Consider the following 15360-nt stretch of genomic DNA (forward strand, 5'->3'; position numbering starts at 1 on the left):
GCACTCGCCGACCGGGTGTAATCCTCCACTGAGGACAGATCGCATCACTGATCGACGACGGAACCGTCCCGGTGGAGTCGGGTATTGATCTCGCGCCGCCGGTAGGGGAACCGCGCGGCCGCGCCTTCCACGAGTTCGATGCCGATCCCGGGTGCCGTCGTCGCCGGAACGAACCCGTCGACCGCGGCGGGAACGGGCGCCGCGATCGCGGACTGGTCCAGCGGTGTGACGGTGGCGTTGTCGGTGCTGGTGTAGCGCTCGGTCGCGGCGGCCGCCGTGTGGTCGGGCAGCTCCATCAGCGCGCAGTTCTCCACGGCGAGGGCCACCTGCAAGCACGCTGCCGTGCTCACCGGGCTCAACGGGTTGTGCGGCACGATCGGGACCCCGTACGCCTCGGCGACGGCCGCGATCTTCCTGGCACCGGTGATGCCGCCCGCTACGCACACGCTGACGCGTGCGTAGTCCATCGCACGGCGGGACAGGAGCATGGCGAACTCCTGCACCGTGTGCAGCCGTTCGCCCGTCGCGACGGGCACCCGCACGTGCTCTGCGATGTGCGCCATGGAGTCGAAGTTGTCCGGTGTCGTCGGATCCTCGATGAAGAAGGGGTGATACGGCTCGACCTCGGCGGCGAATGCGATCGCTTCACCCGGTGCGAGACGCCGGTGCAGTTCGAGGCACAGGTCCACATCGTTCCCGACGGCTTCCCGGATCCGGCGCACGCGGTCGGCGGCCGACGTCAGGGTCTGCGCGTAGGGCTGGAAGTACGGCTTCTCGCGGGATTCGTCGAGGAACGGCGAGAGGTGCCCCACGGCGGTATAGCCCAGTTCCTTGGCACGGACGCAGTCCTCGACGAGTTCCTCGGTGGTCGAGCCGGACACGTGGTAGTAGGTCCGTACCTCCCTGCGGGCGCCGCCACCGAGCAGCCGGTAGACGGGACAGTCGTGGATCTTGCCGGTGATGTCCCACAGCGCGATGTCGATCGCACTGATGGCTCCCATGATCGCCGCCCCTCGGAAGTGGAACGAGCGGTACATGTACTGCCAATGGTGTTCGATCAGCGTTGGGTCCTTGCCGATGAGGTACTCCCGGAACGAGCGCACGGCCTCGGCGGAGGCGTCCAGAAAGCCCCATGCTCCGGACTCACCCACCCCGGTGTGGCCCTCGTCGGTGGTGATGAGGACGTGCAGGAACCGGTTCACCATGCGGATCTCGACGTCCGTGATCTTTGTGGACACTCACTCTCCTTGACGACGGTCGATACGGCGAAGCGGTGGATACGGCGCACCGCTTCAGAGCAACAGCGGAGCCACGAGGGACATGATGAGCAGCACTCCGGCACCGCCGATCCGGGAGGCGATCTGCAGGAACGGCATCAGGCCGATGCGATTCGCGGCGCTGAGCACCGCGACGTCCCCGGAACCGCCCATGTCGGCCATGCCGAGGCCGGCGGTGATGGACGACTCGACGACATGGAAGCCGACGGCGTACCCGACGAGGCCGGCCGCCGCCGCGGCGGCGACCACCGTGGTGACCGTGAGCGTCAGATACGCGGGATCGGAGACCACCTCGACGACCCGGTCGAAGTCGATCATGCCCGCGCTGATGGCGACGAGTACAGCTGGAACCCAGGCCTGTGCGATGAACGCGTACCAACCTTCGGCGCCCGCGGTGACCTGCTCGGGTAGCAGGCGAAAGATCTTCAACGCCGCCGCGGCCGCGATGATCCACACGTAGGCGTGCACAGCGGGAACGAGCGATGCCGCCAGCTCGCCGAACGCGTATATCGCGATGGACAGGACCATGCCCGTGGCCAGGCGTTCCAGGGACAGGGCCGAGGAGGGGCGGGGCGTGCCGAACGACACCGCGTGGGTGCGCAACATGGCGCCGTCGCCGGACAGTGCCTTGAAGCGACGGCGTTTGCCCAGGCCGTTCAGCAGGCCGGCGAGGATGATGCAGACGATGTTGGCGACCATCACCGCCGGCGTGATCTGCGCGAGGTACTGCCCCGGGTCTCCGGCCCCCGACGACGACGCGTAGATCTCGGACATCGGTATCGCCCCGGCAGCCATTCCGCCACCCATGCTGGGAGCCACGACGAGCAGGAGCGCTTTCGCAGCGCCGAAACCGGTCAGATAACCCACGAGTGCGCCCGCCGCGCACGCGGCGAGCACCGCGGAAACCAGCGGGACGAAGAACCGGACTCCGACCTTGATGAGCAATCGTCGGTCGATTCCCAGAATGCTGCCGACGATGATGCCGGTGACGGCGAACTCGGCGAATCCGAACTCGGTGTAGAAGTCGTCGGTGAGCTTCTCCACGCTCCCTGGTAGTACGCCGGTGTACAGCAGAAGCGCCGGAACGACGATACACAGCAACGGACCGCCGCCGAAGGTGTTGAAGACGGGAATTCGGTCGCCGATCCATTTCAGAGCTCCGCCGATCAGTACGGCGACGACCATGCCGCTCACGATGTTGTCCGGTAGGGCGTCGAGGTAGATGGCAACCAGAACGATTGTGAGCATGACGGCATAGACCGTGACGCTGAAACCGGAAATCTGGGGAGAATGCCGACCGGAATCGGATTCCTCGGCTTTCCCCTCGGCGCTGGAGACAGCACTGTCATCAGCCATTGATGAAGCCTCTCGGACGGTTTCCCAGAATGCGAGAACACGACGTGTTCGTGAATTTTCCTCGCACCGGGCGAACTTAACAGGGCGGCGAGCGGACGATAAATACCCGCCGGTTCAAGGTACTGTTTCGCGCGAGGAAAGAGTGCCGGTAGTCGGCTTCGGCGGAGGTGTGATGACCAGGAAAGGTATCGGCGACGACCTGGAGTTCTTCCGGGTCGTGGCCACGTCTACGAGCCTCACCGGTGCCGCCCGTGTGCTCGGCGCCTCGCTGCCGTCGGTCAGTAAACGGCTTCGGGCTCTGGAGTCGAGGCTGGGAGTGCGGTTGGCCCGCCGGACCACCCGCCGGATCGACCTGACCCCGGAAGGGGAGCTGCTGGCGCAGGAAGCGGATCACATCCTGCGGCAGATCGACGACCTGGAAGAACGGCTTGTTCCTCCCAGCGAGTCGTTGACGGGCAAGCTACTGGTCCAGGCGCCTCACGGGTTCGGACGCAACCACGTGGCCCCGCTCGTCGCCCGGTTCGGACGGGCGCACCCGAAGCTGGAGATCCAGCTGGACCTGACCAACGAGCCGGTCGAGGGCACGCGTACCAGGTTCGACGTCGGCATCATGCTCGGTCAACCGCCCGACTCGCGGCTCGTCGCGCGGCGCGTGCTGGCCAACCGCAGGATCGTGTGCGCCGCGCCGGAGTATCTCGCGCGCATGGGCGAACCACGGACGCCTGCGGAGCTGCGGGAGCACAACTGCATCATCCTGCGCGCCAACCAGGACGACTACACGACCTGGCGACTGCATGACGGGGACACCGAGCACAACGTCCACGTGTCCGGCGACCTGGCGAGCAGTGACGGTGAAGTCGTCACCGAGTGGTGCCTGCAGGGACTCGGGCTGATCCTGCGTTCCGAATGGAACGTTCGCGAGTACCTCCGGGACAACCGTCTCGTCCGTGTACTGGACGGATTCGGGGATCAGCGCGCCGACGTCCATGTCGTGTTCGAGTCGGCGCCGACGGTGCCGCGGCGGGTGTTCGCCTTCGCCGACTTCATCCGTGCGGAGATGCCGAAGCGATTCGATGCGGACCCAACGGTGAGCCCGGGCGCCTGACGACGCGCGACAGATTCGTGCACCGGCCTGCGTACAGACCCGGCCGCGCCTGCTACGAAGGTTCCGGGGGCGGCGGTTGACGGCCGGTCGCGGTGCTGCGGGTCTGTGTTCGCCGCGACGTTCTCCGCGACCGGCCGGCCGGCGTCAGCTGCCGAGGATCTCGTTCACGGCCGCGGCCGACGGCGGCACCGTCGCCTTCGGGCCGATCTTGTCCTCGACCGCGTCGAGGGTCTTCAGGCCGTCACCGGTGATGAGCAGGACGGTCTCGGCGTCCGGGTCGATCTTGCCCGCCTCGATGAGCTTCTTCGCCGTCGCGACGGTGACCCCGCCCGCGGTCTCGGTGAAGATGCCCTCCGTGCGTGCCAGGAGCCGGATGCCCTCGACCACCTCGTCGTCGGTCACATCCTCGATGGCGCCACCCGTGCGGTTCACCGTGTCGAGCACGTAGGGGCCGTCGGCCGGGTTACCGATGGCCAGCGAGCGGGCGATGGTGTCCGGCTTGACCGGCTGCACGACGTCGTGACCGTTGCGGAAGGCGCTCGAGACCGGGGAGCAGCCCGTGGCCTGGGCGCCGAAGATCTTGTACGCGGTGTCGTCGACGAGGCCGAGCTGCGCGAGCTCCTTGAAGCCCTTGTCCACCTTCGTCAGCTGCGAACCGGAGGCGATCGGTACGACGATCTGCTCGGGCAGACGCCATCCCAGCTGCTCGGCGACCTCGAAGCCGAGGGTCTTGGAGCCCTCGGAGTAGTACGGCCGGACGTTGACGTTGACGAACGCCCAGGACTCGTGCTCGGCGGCCAGTTCGGTGGCCAGGCGGTTGACGTCGTCGTAGTTGCCGTCCACGGCGAGCAGGGCGCCGTCGTACACGGCGGTGGTGAGGATCTTGGCTCGCTCGAGCGAGGAGGGGATGAGCACGACGGACTGCCAGCCCGCACGCGCGGCGGCCGCGGCGACCGCGTTCGCCAGGTTGCCGGTCGAGGGGCACGCGAGGGTGTCGAACCCGAACTCGCGCGCCGCGGCCAGCGCAACGGCGACCACGCGGTCCTTGAACGAGTGCGTCGGGTTGCCGGTGTCGTCCTTGACCCAGAGGCGCTTCACACCGAGCGCCTTCGCCAGGTTGTCGGCACGCACCAGCCTGGTACAGCCCGGCTCGGTGTTCGGGATCTCCTCGACGTTCGACGGCACCGGGAGCAGCTTCTTGTAGCGCCAGATGTTGCGTGGACCGGCCTCGATGTCCTCCCTGCGCACGCGGCCGAAGTCGTAGGCGACCTCGAGCGGGGAGAAGTCCTCGGCGGACACGAACTCAGGAGCCAGAGGCTGGCGGTGCCCCTCCTCCTTCGACACCAGTTCGACGGCCGGACCGAGGTCGACGGCGCGGGTGGTGGAGGTGGTCAGGGCTGCTGTCATCGCGAGGTTCCTTTCCTCATCTGCCCCGCTGGCACGGGTCGGAATTAGCACCGTTGTCGTCAGCTACCTCGCGGGATCGAGATGACAGGCTGACGCCGGTTGCCGGGGCTTCGTCGGGCCGTTCCCTCTGCCCCTCTTGATGAGCGGTATTCGATTGTCCGCCGTATGCCTGCGCGGCGTGTGTGTGCGACCAGCCTAGGGCATCGAGATCAGTGCCTGCCATGCCCGTGCGCTCCAGATCACCGTGGCAGGATCGGGGTGTGACCGCCTCCTCCGCTGCACCGGCACCGCTCCACCTCGTGCTCGGCGACGAAGAACTCCTCGTCGATCGGGCTGTCCACGCCGCGGTCGAGGCGGCGCGGACAGCCGACTCGACCGCGGAGCTGACCCGCACGAAGGTGTCCGACATCACCCCTCCGGAGCTGGCCGAGCTCGTCAGCCCGTCGTTGTTCAGCGAAGGGCGGGTGATCGTCCTCGAGCAGGCGCAGGACATCGGCCAGGAGCTCGCCGACGCCGTGACCGGCTACGTGAAGGACCCCGCGGAGGGCGTGACCCTCGTGGTGGTGCACTCGGGCGGGGGACGCAGCAAAGCAGCGAAGTCGCTGCCGACGACCCTGAAGAAGGCCGGAGCACAGGTCACCGAGTGCGCCAAGATCACCAAGCCGGCCGAACGTGAGGCGTTCGTGCGCGCCGAGGTCAAGCGGGTGGGCGGCCGGATCGACGCAGGAGGCGTGGCTGCCCTCGTCGACGCGGTCGGCTCCGACCTGCGTGAACTGTCGTCGGCCGCCACTCAGCTGGTCGCCGACTCGGGCGGAAAGGTCGACGAAGAGGCCGTCCGCCGCTACCACCGGGGCAAGGCCGACGTCACCGGGTTCCTCGTCGCGGAGAAGGCCGTCGGCGGCGATCGCGCGGCGGCGCTGGAAACGCTGCGGTGGGCACAGCAGATCGGCGTGCCGCACGTGCTGATCGCCGACGCGCTCGCCGACGCCGTCCGCACGGTCGCCCGCGTGTCGGCGGCGGGCAGGGGCAATCCGAACCAGCTCGCCGGAGAGCTGGGCATGCCGCCGTGGAAGATCCGCAAGGCCCAGGGGCAGACCCGAGGCTGGAATGCGCGTGGGCTGGCCGAGGCCATGCGGACGGTGGCCCGGGTCAACGCGGAGGTCAAGGGCGCGGCCGCCGACCCCGACTACGCCCTGGAACGTGCCGTGCTCGAGGTCATCGGCGCGAAGGAAGCACGCTGAACCGGGCTACGGCCCGCTGAGTGCGAGCCCCGGGAGGCGCAACACGGGCCCCGGAAAGCGCAACACGCGCCCCGGGATCCGCAACACGGGCCCCGGGATCCGCAACACGGGCCCCGGAAGGCGCAACACGCGCCCCGGGGCGCAACACGGGGTCGACATGCACGAGGCCCGGCTCCCTCGTGGGAGCCGGGCCTCGGGTGCGACGAGCGGAAAGCTCAGAGCTTGTTCACGCGCTGGGCCATGGCCGACTTCTTGTTGGCGGCCTGGTTCTTGTGAATGACGCCCTTGCTGGCGGCCTTGTCCAGCTGGCGGCCAGCGGCCTGCTGCAGCTCGGCGGCCTTGGCCTTGTCACCGGCGTCGGCGGCCTCGCGGAACTTGCGGATCGAGGTCTTCACCGCGGACTTGACGGCCTGGTTCCGCTGACGGCGCTTCTCGTTGGTCTTGATGCGCTTCATCTGCGACTTGATGTTCGCCACGGGGGCACTCCTTCACGTTCGGCCGTCTCGTACGGCGGTTCGGATCGTCGCCGCGCTCGTCTCGGCACCGGTGGAACCGGTCTTCCTCCCTGGCGGAATGCCGCACGGCAACGAGGGACAAGCCTAACAAGGCAGGTCGCGGGCTCGGTCGGCAGGTCACGGGTGGTCGCGGGGCTACTGTGGCTGCGGGTCGACCGGGCTCGCCGGGTCCACGGCGTTTCCCCGGCCGGCTGAGTTCGGCGGGCGGCCGGGTTCACCGGGCCGGCTGAGGTGACTGCGGAGGGAGGGCGGCATGACCGCGACGGCGCTGCCGCTCGTCGTCGCTGCGGCGTTCGTCCACGCGGGCTGGAACCTCGCCGCGAAGCGGGTTCCCGGCGGCGGGGCGCGCTTCGTCTTCCTCTACTACGCCGTCTCCGCGGCGCTGCTCGTGCCGATCGCCGCCGTGGTGGTGCCCGTGGCCGGATGGAGCCTGTCGGGGACATGGGTGCTCGCCATGGTGGGCACCGCCGTGTTCCACGTCGCCTACGGCGTGGTGCTGCAACGCGGCTACGCGGTGGGCGATCTGTCGGTCGTGTATCCCGTGGCACGGGGGAGCGGTCCGCTGTTGTCGGTGGCGATCGCCGTGCTCGTGCTGGGCGAGCGACCCGGCGCGGTCGGCCTGGTCGGTGCCGCACTCGTCGTGCTGGGCGTGTTCGTCATCGGCACCGGAAGCAGCACCGGCAGCACCAACACAGCGGCGACGGACGGCGGGATCGCACGCAGGGCGGGGATCGTCTGGGGCGTGCTGACCGGGGTGACGATCGCGGCGTACACGCTGTGGGACGCCTTCTCGGTCACCACGCTCGACGTTCCCGTCGTGGCGTACCTGGCGGGCGGATCGGCGTTGCAGGCGCTGTTGCTCGCTCCCGTGGCCGGGCGCGACCGGAGCGACACCGGGCGACTGTGGCGGGAACATCGCAGGGAAGTGGTGCTGGTCGGCCTGCTGTCGCCGGTGGCGTACGTGCTGGTGCTGCTGGCGATGCGGATCGCGCCGGTCAGCATGGTCGCGCCCGCGCGTGAACTCGGCATCGTGGTGGGCGGGCTCGCCGCGTGGCGGATGTTCGGCGAGCCGGACCCGCTGCGGCGCATCCTGGGCTCGCTCGTGGTGCTGGCGGGGATCACGGCGATCGCGCTGGCGTGAGACCCTGCGGTCATGGACGTGCTCAACAGCCGCATCCTGCTCATTCCGGCCGATCGCGAGGTCACGACGGCCTTCTACCGCGACACGCTGGGTCTCGCCGTGTACCGGGACTTCCCCGGTGGCACGGTCTTCTTCCTCGGCGGAGGGCTGCTCGAGATCGTCGGCCAGGCGGACGCGGCGCCCGCCGACCGCCCGGACACCATGGCGCTGTGGCTGCAGGTGCGGGACGTCTCCGCGGAGTTGGCCGCCTTGCGCGCGAAGGGTGTGCAGCCCGAACGGGACGTGCAGCGCGAGCCCTGGGGCCTGGACGAGGCCTGGATCCGCGACCCGGACGGCGTGCGCATCGTGCTCGTGGAGGTGCCCGCCGACCACCCGCTCAGGACCGACGTGCGCGCCGACCCCCGGTGACGGCATGGGACCATGGGGGCGGCTAGTCCACGAGCGATCCGAGGAAACGAGTGACACAGAACCGCCCGTCCGCCCAGAAGACGTTCACGCCGCCGGAGTTGATCCGCAACTTCTGCATCATCGCCCACATCGACCACGGGAAGTCGACGTTGGCCGACCGGATGCTGCAGTTGACCGGCGTGATCGAGCAGCGGGCGATGCGCGATCAGTACCTCGACCGCATGGACATCGAGCGCGAGCGCGGTATCACCATCAAGGCGCAGAACGTCCGCCTGCCGTGGAGCGTCGACGGCGGTGACCACGTTCTGCACCTCATCGACACCCCCGGCCACGTCGACTTCACCTACGAGGTCTCCCGGGCGCTCGAGGCCTGCGAGGGCGCGATCCTGCTCGTGGACGCCGCCCAGGGCATCGAGGCGCAGACCCTGGCCAATCTCTACCTCGCGCTCGACAAGGACCTGCACATCATCCCGGTCCTGAACAAGATCGACCTGCCCGCGGCCGAGCCGGACAAGTACGCGGCCGAGCTGGCGAACATCATCGGGTGCGAGCCCTCGGACGTGCTCCGGGTGTCGGCGAAGACGGGCGACGGCGTGGAGGACCTGCTCAACGAGGTCGTGCGGCAGGTGCCGCCGCCGGTCGGGCAGGCCGACGCCCCCGCCCGCGCGATGATCTTCGACTCGGTCTACGACACCTACCGCGGCGTGGTGACCTACATCCGCGTCGTCGACGGCAAGATCACCCCACGCGAGAAGATCCGCATGATGTCCACGGGGGCGACGCACGAGCTGCTCGAGGTCGGTGTGATCTCGCCGGACCCGAAGCCGTCCGAGGGGCTCGGCGTGGGCGAGGTCGGCTACCTGATCACGGGTGTGAAGGACGTCCGCCAGTCGAAGGTGGGTGACACCGTCACCTCCGAGCGCCGCGGCGCTGAGGAACCGCTGACGGGGTACCGCGAGCCGCAGCCGATGGTGTTCTCCGGGCTGTATCCGGTGGACGGTTCCGACTACCCGGTGCTGCGCGACGCGCTCGACAAGTTGCGGCTCAACGACGCCGCGCTGTCGTACGAACCGGAGACGTCGGTGGCGCTCGGGTTCGGATTCCGGTGCGGCTTCCTCGGCCTGCTGCACCTGGAGATCACGCGGGCCCGCCTGGAGCGTGAGTTCGGCCTGAACCTCATCGCGACGGCGCCGAACGTGGTCTACGACGTGTTCCTCGACGACGGCACCGAGCACATCGTCACCAACCCGTCCGACTGGCCCACCGAAGGCAAGATCGCCGAGGTGCACGAGCCGATCAGCAAGGTGACGATCATCGCGCCGTCGGAGTTCGTCGGCGCGATCATGGAGCTGTGCCAGAGCAAGCGCGGCACGATGCTGGGCATGGACTACCTGTCCGAGGACCGCGTCGAGTTGCGCTACCACCTTCCGCTCGCCGAGATCATCTTCGACTTCTTCGACTCGCTGAAGTCCCGCACGCGCGGTTACGCGTCGCTGGACTACGAGGAGGCGGGCGAGCAGACGTCCGATCTGGTCAAAGTGGATATCCTGTTGCAGGGTGAGGCCGTCGACGCCTTCTCGGCCATCGTCCACAAGGACTCGGCCTACAGCTACGGCAACAAGATGGCCAAGCGCCTGCGTGAGTTGATTCCGCGGCAGCAGTTCGAGGTGCCGATCCAGGCCGCCGTCGGCTCGCGCATCATCGCCCGCGAGACCATCCGCGCCATCCGCAAGGACGTGCTCGCCAAGTGCTACGGCGGTGACATCTCGCGGAAGCGCAAGCTGCTGGAGAAGCAGAAGGAAGGCAAGAAGAAGATGAAGACCGTCGGCAGGGTCGAGGTGCCGCAGGAGGCGTTCGTCGCGGCACTGTCCACAGACGACGGTGGGGACGACAAGGGTAAGGGCAAGGGCAAGAAGTAGCCCGTAGGCTCCCGGTCACCTGTCGTCCACATGCGACGGCTGGGAACGGCGAAACGCAAGGGCCGCATACGATCGCGCAGATCGTATGCGGCCCTTGCGTTCTATCCGGTGTGGAGATCAGCTCACGCCGAGCAGCACGCCCAGCGCTTCGACCAGAGCAGCGGAGGTGGACGCGATCGTCTCGTCGAGGTACTCGGCGATCGGGGTCAGCTCGGCCGCGGAGGCCGAACCGCCGAGGACGGCGACCATCGGAACGGCCAGGGCGCTCACGGCGAGGCCGCGCATCGTCCAGCGCTTGGCGGTGCTCGTGGTCTTCTGCGTCTCGGTCATGTGTTCCTCTTCCTCTCGGTTGTCACGCGAAGGGATCTCGCGTCTGGACAGCACCCTGCACTGGTCCGAAAGGCGCAAACAAGGCTCGGCGAACAGGCTTAGCGTGCCCGAAACGAGCGGTAGCCCAGCAGGGTGACACGGGGTAACTCGGGTGTTACGCCAACGGTTGGTCTGTCACATGATCGCGATCCGTGTGCGACCGCCGCCCGATGCCGCATCGAAGCGCGACGAGGTCCGTTCGTACGATGAGGGGCATGTTCGAGTCCTTGCGCGTCCCGGTGATCGCAGCGCCGATGGCAGGCGGTCCGTCCACTCCGGAGCTGGTGGCCTCCGTGGTGCGTGCGGGCGGCTTCGGGTTCCTGGCCGGCGGCTACCTCACCGCGGCCGCGCTGTCGGACCAGATCCACAAGACGCGTGAGATGGCGGGGGAGACGTTCGGCGTCAACCTCTTCGTGCCGGGCGTGCGGACCATGGTGAACGTGACGCCGTACGCCGAGCGACTGCGCGAGGAGGCCGAGCGCTACGGCGTGCGGCCCGGCCCGGGGCGGTGGGACGACGACGGCTACGCCGCGAAACTCGATCTGCTCGTCGACTCGCGGGTTCCGGTCGTGTCATTCACGTTCGGCACCCCGGTGGCGGCCGACATCGAGCGGCTCCACGACGTGGGCACCCTCGTGTGCGTCACCGTGACGACGCCCGAGGAGGCACGGGACGCCGCGGCTGCGGGCGCCGACGTGCTCTGTGTCCAGGGCTTCGAGGCGGGCGGCCACCGTGCGGTGTTCGACGACGACCCGGCGCAGGATGCGGGTGGTGCGTTGCTGGGCCTGCTGGCCGCGCTGCGGCTCGTGCGTGCGGAGACGGACCTGCCCCTGGTGGCCGCGGGTGGTCTGGTCCACGGCGCCGACGTCGCGGCGGTGCTGACCGCGGGAGCGGTGGCGGCGCAACTCGGCACGGCGTTCCTGCGCGCCGAGGAAGCCGGGACGAACGCGACCTATCGGGCGGCGCTCGATGCGGCCGGTCGTGCCACGGCCATCACGCGGGCGTTCAGTGGCCGTCCCGCGCGCGGTCTGGAGAACCGGTTCATGCGGGACAACTCGGCCAGCGCGCCCGCGGCCTACCCGCAGCTGAACAACATCAGCAAGCCCATCCGTGCGGCAGCGACGGCAGCCGGGGATCCGGAGGCGATGTCCCTGTGGGCCGGGCAGACGTACGCGCAGGCGCGGACCGCGCCCGCGTCGGAGATCGTCGACGGGCTCGCCGCCGAGGCCCGCGAGGCCGTGGCGGCGACGGCGCGCCGGTTCGGCTGACGACGTCCCCGGGGACGCAGTCACGCCCGACGTCAGCGCTGCGGTTACCGGGTCGCCCCACCCGTCAGGTCGTGGTGACCGCGGACGGCCCGCGGCGTCATCCCACGGCGCCCGCCAACGCGGCAGGGCGCGTGCTGCGCCTGCGGCCGTCCGCACCCTGGGCGGCCATGGCGCTCGTGGCGAAGTAGTGGAGTGCCTGCGCCAATCCACGCGGGTCGTCGAGCTGCGGACAGTGTCCCCAGTCCTCCCGCACGAGGAGCCTGCTGTGCGGCACGAGCGAATGCAGTCGCTCGCCTGAGCTGGCGTTCACCAACCGGTCCTTGCCGCACGCCACGACGAGCAGAGGCAGGGCGATGCGTTCGAGTTCGTAGGCCTCGTCCAGCTCGGTGAGGAGCCTGCCTGCCTGGTCCAGACGGTCGGTGGTCGACCGGAAGTCGGGGAAGAGATTGACGAACCTGGCCACGTGCTCAGCCGCGGCGTTGCGGGAGTCGGCGTACAGCAGACGCGGCACCACCTGCTGGGCCACGGTGCGGACCAGGAACCGCGGCACGGGCACCGGCAGCGCGGAGGCGAGCCGCCGGGCCAGCGGGTTCCGGGCGAGTCCGCGCATGAGCCACGAATCGGACAGTCCCGGCGCCGCGATCGAAGCGACCCCGGTCAGGGGGAGTTCGGGATTCTGAGCGGCGCGCAGCGCCGTGGTGCCGCCGAGCGAGTTGCCCACCAGTACGACGCCGCCGAGCGCGGACTGGTCCTGCACGACCGCGGCGGCGAAGGCGTCGAGCTGCGGCAGGATCGCCCCGGAACGCAGGGCGGCCGCGTCGCCGAAACCGGGCAGGTCCACGGCGGCCGCGGAGACGCCCGCTCGGGCGAGTTCGGTGAGCAGCGGTCGCCAGGTGTCGGCGCTGTCGCAGTAGCCGTGCAGGAGGACGAGCCTCGGCTGGTGGCGCCTGCGGTCGGCGGAGCGTTTGCGGAAACGCCGGCCGGCTGGCCGTTCGACAGGACGGGGGCCGGCTTCGAGAACGCGGGTCGAGAATCCGCCGAACCGGCGGTACCCGGCCCGGATCTCGATGTCCGGGCCGGGTCCGGCGGTGTCGGCCTGGTCCGGAGACTCCTCGGGGTCGGAGGAGTCTGATGCTTCCCGCTGGGATGCGATCATGGGTCCAGGCTAAACACAGATCGCGCGGCGGTGATCCGTAAGAAAGGTCACGAAAAGATATCGTGACCCTCTGTGTTCGGAGTTTTCCCTGGTCGGCGTAGTGATCCTCGGTTAACGGGTGAAGACGATCTTGCCCGCGGTACGGCCTTCGAGCATGTCCTCGAAGCCCTTCCTGGCGTCCTCGAAGGGCAACTCGGCGCCCACCTGGGGCCGGATCCCCGCCAGTTCGGTGTAGGCGAGCAGATCGGCCAGTTCGTCGCGGGTGCCCATCGTCGAGCCGGTCACCCGCAGCTGGAGGAAGAACAGGCGCTGCAGTTCGGCACTCGCGTCGGGCCCGCTCGTGGACCCGGACACCACGATGATGCCGCCCGGCTTGAGCGACTTCATCGAATGCGACCACGTGGCCTTGCCGACCGTCTCGAACACCGCGTCGACCCGCTCGGGCAGCCGGGCGCCGGACTCGAAGGTCTGGTGCGCGCCGAGCCGCTCGGCCAGCGCGCGCTTCTCCTCGGTGCGGCCGGTGACCCACACGCGGATGCCCGCGGCACGGCCGAGCTGCACCAGGGCGGTGGAGACGCCACCGGAGGCGCCCTGCACGAGCATGGTCTGGCCGGGCCGCAGTCCCGACTTGACGAACAACATGCGGTAGGCGGTCAGCCACGCGGTGCCCATCGTGGCCGCCTCGGTCATCGAAAGGCCCGCCGGCTTCGGCACGGCGTTGCGGGCGGGCACGACCACGGAGTCGGCGAACGTGCCCTGGAACTTCTCGGTCAGGAGCGTGCGCTTGGGGTCGAGGGTGTCGTCTCCGCGCCACGACGGGTCGTTGATCACCGAGTGGATGACCACCTCGGTGCCGTCGTCGAGGACCCCGGCGCCGTCGCAGCCCAGGATCATCGGGAACTGTTCCTCCTTGATCCCGACGCCACGCAGGGTCCACAGATCGTGCATGTTCAGACTGGCGGCCTTGACGTTGACCTTGACCCAACCCTCGGGCACCTCGGGGTCGGGGCGCTCGCCCACGACGAGCGAGGCCAGCGGGTCGTCGGCATTGGCTTCGTTGGCATAGACGGCGAACATGGCGCCAACCTACCTGCAGTACCCTCGTCGTGTGTTCGACGGAGTTGCCCGCTGGTGGGACGGGTGCGAGCTCTGGCTCGCGCAGCAGTGGTTCCCCGTCCAGTTCGTGCTGGTCGTGGCCGTACTGCTGCCGCTGTGCGTCGGTCTGACGTGGCTGCTCCGGTTCGGTGTGGATTTCGCCATGACGCTTCCGCGTCGCGTGCGTGGCACGCGTGCGGGCGGGGCGGAGTCGCAGCAGGCCCGGCGTGGCCGCCGGGTTTCCTAGGGAGGCGCGCGTGTTCTCGCGCAGGCGTATCAGTGTGGCGTTGGCCGGGCTCATCCTGCTCGCACTCGGCGGGTGGCTCGTGGGGCAGTTCACCGGGGGCGAGGAAGGTCAGGGCGGGCGAGGTAGCCTGCCCGGCGCGGAATCCGGCCTCGAGGTGGTCGCGCTGACCGACCTCCCCTCCGAGGTGGAGCAGACGTGGAAGCTCATCGAACGCGGTGGGCCGTTCCCGTACCCCGACAAGGACGGCACGACCTTCGGCAATAGGGAGCAGTTGTTGCCTTCGAAGCCCTCCGGTTACTACCGCGAGTACACGGTCGAGACGCCCGGCAGCGCCGACCGTGGCGCGCGGCGACTCGTCACCGGTAGCGAGGAAGAGCTGTACTACACCAACGACCACTACGAGTCCTTCGTGGTCGTCGACACCCGGACATGACTGTGACATCGACTCCGAACCCCGACAGCACCGCGCTCGTCGCCGAGGCGAAGGCGCGCGGCGCGTTCACCTACGTTCTCGACGGCAGCAGGCTGACCGACAAGGCCGCGACGCTCGACGCGATCGCCGAGTTGCTGCGTTTTCCTTCGTACTTCGGCCGCAACCTGGACGCGCTCTACGACTGCCTGACCGACCTGTCGTGGCTCCCCGCCGGGGAACACGTCCTCGTCTGGGTCGGCGCGAACGCGTTGAAGCAGTCCGACCCGCGGACGTACCTCGCCGTGCACGGCACCCTGTCCGACGCCCAGCGGGCGCTCGCGGCGGGCGGTGAGCGGGCCGACAGCCGCCGGTTCACTGTTCTGCTCGCCGACTCCTGACGTTCGCGAACCGGACACACCCGACCGCTTCGATCGGCTCCGACAT

16 protein-coding genes and 1 riboswitch are annotated in these 15360 nt (G+C 69.0%); of the genes, 9 read left to right on the plus strand and 7 right to left on the minus strand.

Annotated elements, in window-relative coordinates; genetic code table 11:
* Positions 1-44 precede the first annotated feature (44 nt).
* Both IF64_RS0113555 and IF64_RS0113560 read right to left on the minus strand, forming a co-directional pair.
* Entirely contained in the window at positions 45-1238 is a 1194-nt protein-coding gene (locus IF64_RS0113555; protein ID WP_048807739.1) for a mandelate racemase/muconate lactonizing enzyme family protein, read from the minus strand.
* A gap of 54 nt (positions 1239-1292) precedes the next feature.
* On the minus strand, positions 1293-2633 hold the full coding sequence (locus IF64_RS0113560; RefSeq protein WP_084705847.1) for a 2-hydroxycarboxylate transporter family protein: 1341 nt from the start codon (positions 2631-2633) through the stop codon (positions 1293-1295).
* 172 nt (positions 2634-2805) lie between these two features.
* On the opposite strand from IF64_RS0113560, the gene IF64_RS0113565 reads away from it, so the two are divergent.
* Positions 2806-3738, plus strand: coding sequence for a LysR family transcriptional regulator (locus IF64_RS0113565; protein WP_036876578.1), 933 nt, complete (start codon positions 2806-2808; stop codon positions 3736-3738).
* Positions 3739-3882: 144 nt separating this feature from the next.
* On the opposite strand, the gene thrC is transcribed toward IF64_RS0113565, so the two are convergent.
* Complete coding sequence (gene thrC, locus IF64_RS0113570) at positions 3883-5145, minus strand: threonine synthase (protein WP_030532459.1); 1263 nt, start codon at positions 5143-5145, stop codon at positions 3883-3885.
* Between the two features lie 13 nt (positions 5146-5158).
* Positions 5159-5291: riboswitch (SAM riboswitch) on the minus strand.
* Positions 5292-5366: 75 nt separating this feature from the next.
* Between thrC and holA the strand changes: the two genes are divergently transcribed.
* A complete protein-coding gene (gene holA, locus IF64_RS0113575; RefSeq protein WP_169741947.1) occupies positions 5367-6386 on the plus strand; it encodes a DNA polymerase III subunit delta in 1020 nt (339 codons plus the stop codon).
* A gap of 215 nt (positions 6387-6601) precedes the next feature.
* Here the strand turns inward: holA and rpsT are convergent, their stop codons facing one another.
* A complete protein-coding gene (rpsT, locus tag IF64_RS0113580; RefSeq protein WP_030532461.1) occupies positions 6602-6862 on the minus strand; it encodes a 30S ribosomal protein S20 in 261 nt (86 codons plus the stop codon).
* Between the two features lie 292 nt (positions 6863-7154).
* Between rpsT and IF64_RS0113585 the strand changes: the two genes are divergently transcribed.
* From IF64_RS0113585 to lepA, 3 genes are read left to right on the plus strand one after another with little or no spacing between them, the layout of a single operon-like run.
* Positions 7155-8042: an EamA family transporter gene (locus IF64_RS0113585; protein ID WP_030532462.1), complete on the plus strand. Its 888-nt coding sequence runs from the start codon at positions 7155-7157 to the stop codon at positions 8040-8042.
* 12 nt (positions 8043-8054) lie between these two features.
* A complete protein-coding gene (locus IF64_RS0113590; RefSeq protein ID WP_030532463.1) occupies positions 8055-8450 on the plus strand; it encodes a VOC family protein in 396 nt (131 codons plus the stop codon).
* A gap of 50 nt (positions 8451-8500) precedes the next feature.
* Complete coding sequence (lepA, locus tag IF64_RS0113595) at positions 8501-10369, plus strand: translation elongation factor 4 (RefSeq protein WP_030532464.1); 1869 nt, start codon at positions 8501-8503, stop codon at positions 10367-10369.
* 117 nt (positions 10370-10486) lie between these two features.
* Here lepA and IF64_RS0113600 read toward each other — a convergent pair whose 3' ends face one another.
* On the minus strand, positions 10487-10699 hold the full coding sequence (locus tag IF64_RS0113600) for a hypothetical protein (RefSeq protein WP_030532465.1): 213 nt from the start codon (positions 10697-10699) through the stop codon (positions 10487-10489).
* Positions 10700-10953: 254 nt separating this feature from the next.
* Between IF64_RS0113600 and IF64_RS0113605 the strand changes: the two genes are divergently transcribed.
* Positions 10954-12006, plus strand: coding sequence for an NAD(P)H-dependent flavin oxidoreductase (locus IF64_RS0113605; RefSeq protein ID WP_030532466.1), 1053 nt, complete (start codon positions 10954-10956; stop codon positions 12004-12006).
* A 97-nt stretch (positions 12007-12103) separates the two neighbouring features.
* Here IF64_RS0113605 and IF64_RS0113610 read toward each other — a convergent pair whose 3' ends face one another.
* Both IF64_RS0113610 and IF64_RS0113615 read right to left on the minus strand, forming a co-directional pair.
* Positions 12104-13162 carry an alpha/beta hydrolase gene (locus IF64_RS0113610; protein ID WP_030532467.1) on the minus strand — a complete coding sequence of 353 codons (1059 nt, stop codon included), beginning with the start codon at positions 13160-13162 and terminating at the stop codon, positions 12104-12106.
* Positions 13163-13273: 111 nt separating this feature from the next.
* Positions 13274-14239 carry a zinc-binding dehydrogenase gene (locus IF64_RS0113615; RefSeq protein ID WP_030532468.1) on the minus strand — a complete coding sequence of 322 codons (966 nt, stop codon included), beginning with the start codon at positions 14237-14239 and terminating at the stop codon, positions 13274-13276.
* Between the two features lie 31 nt (positions 14240-14270).
* Here IF64_RS0113615 and IF64_RS25450 point away from each other — a divergent pair, with 31 nt between their 5' ends.
* Genes IF64_RS25450 through IF64_RS0113630 form a run of 3 tightly spaced genes read left to right on the plus strand, consistent with a single transcriptional unit; the run spans position 14271 to position 15314 of the window.
* Positions 14271-14504 carry a hypothetical protein gene (locus IF64_RS25450; RefSeq protein ID WP_036876581.1) on the plus strand — a complete coding sequence of 78 codons (234 nt, stop codon included), beginning with the start codon at positions 14271-14273 and terminating at the stop codon, positions 14502-14504.
* Positions 14505-14514: 10 nt separating this feature from the next.
* Entirely contained in the window at positions 14515-14937 is a 423-nt protein-coding gene (locus IF64_RS0113625) for a guanyl-specific ribonuclease (RefSeq protein ID WP_030532469.1), read from the plus strand.
* The gene (locus IF64_RS0113630; protein ID WP_030532470.1) at positions 14934-15314 is read left to right on the plus strand and encodes a barstar family protein; all 381 of its coding nucleotides are present in this window, start codon (positions 14934-14936) and stop codon (positions 15312-15314) included. The genes IF64_RS0113625 and IF64_RS0113630 overlap by 4 nt, the downstream gene beginning before the upstream one ends.
* Positions 15315-15360 lie beyond the last annotated feature (46 nt).

The sequence above is a fragment of the Prauserella rugosa genome (genome assembly GCF_000719975.1).
Lineage (GTDB): Bacteria > Actinomycetota > Actinomycetes > Mycobacteriales > Pseudonocardiaceae > Prauserella > Prauserella rugosa.

What these genes read in the sequence shown, in the direction of transcription:
- IF64_RS0113630 (WP_030532470.1), top strand. Translation starts at nt 14,934, where the DNA reads ATGACTGTGACATCGACTCCGAACCCCGACAGCACCGCGCTCGTCGCC.
- IF64_RS0113600 (WP_030532465.1), bottom strand. Translation starts at nt 10,699, where the DNA reads ATGACCGAGACGCAGAAGACCACGAGCACCGCCAAGCGCTGGACGATG.
- IF64_RS0113565 (WP_036876578.1), top strand. Translation starts at nt 2,806, where the DNA reads ATGACCAGGAAAGGTATCGGCGACGACCTGGAGTTCTTCCGGGTCGTG.
- thrC (WP_030532459.1), bottom strand. Translation starts at nt 5,145, where the DNA reads ATGACAGCAGCCCTGACCACCTCCACCACCCGCGCCGTCGACCTCGGT.
- IF64_RS0113560 (WP_084705847.1), bottom strand. Translation starts at nt 2,633, where the DNA reads ATGGCTGATGACAGTGCTGTCTCCAGCGCCGAGGGGAAAGCCGAGGAA.
- IF64_RS0113610 (WP_030532467.1), bottom strand. Translation starts at nt 13,162, where the DNA reads ATGATCGCATCCCAGCGGGAAGCATCAGACTCCTCCGACCCCGAGGAG.
- IF64_RS0113585 (WP_030532462.1), top strand. Translation starts at nt 7,155, where the DNA reads ATGACCGCGACGGCGCTGCCGCTCGTCGTCGCTGCGGCGTTCGTCCAC.
- IF64_RS0113605 (WP_030532466.1), top strand. Translation starts at nt 10,954, where the DNA reads ATGTTCGAGTCCTTGCGCGTCCCGGTGATCGCAGCGCCGATGGCAGGC.
- IF64_RS0113590 (WP_030532463.1), top strand. Translation starts at nt 8,055, where the DNA reads ATGGACGTGCTCAACAGCCGCATCCTGCTCATTCCGGCCGATCGCGAG.
- holA (WP_169741947.1), top strand. Translation starts at nt 5,367, where the DNA reads ATGCCCGTGCGCTCCAGATCACCGTGGCAGGATCGGGGTGTGACCGCC.
- IF64_RS0113615 (WP_030532468.1), bottom strand. Translation starts at nt 14,239, where the DNA reads ATGTTCGCCGTCTATGCCAACGAAGCCAATGCCGACGACCCGCTGGCC.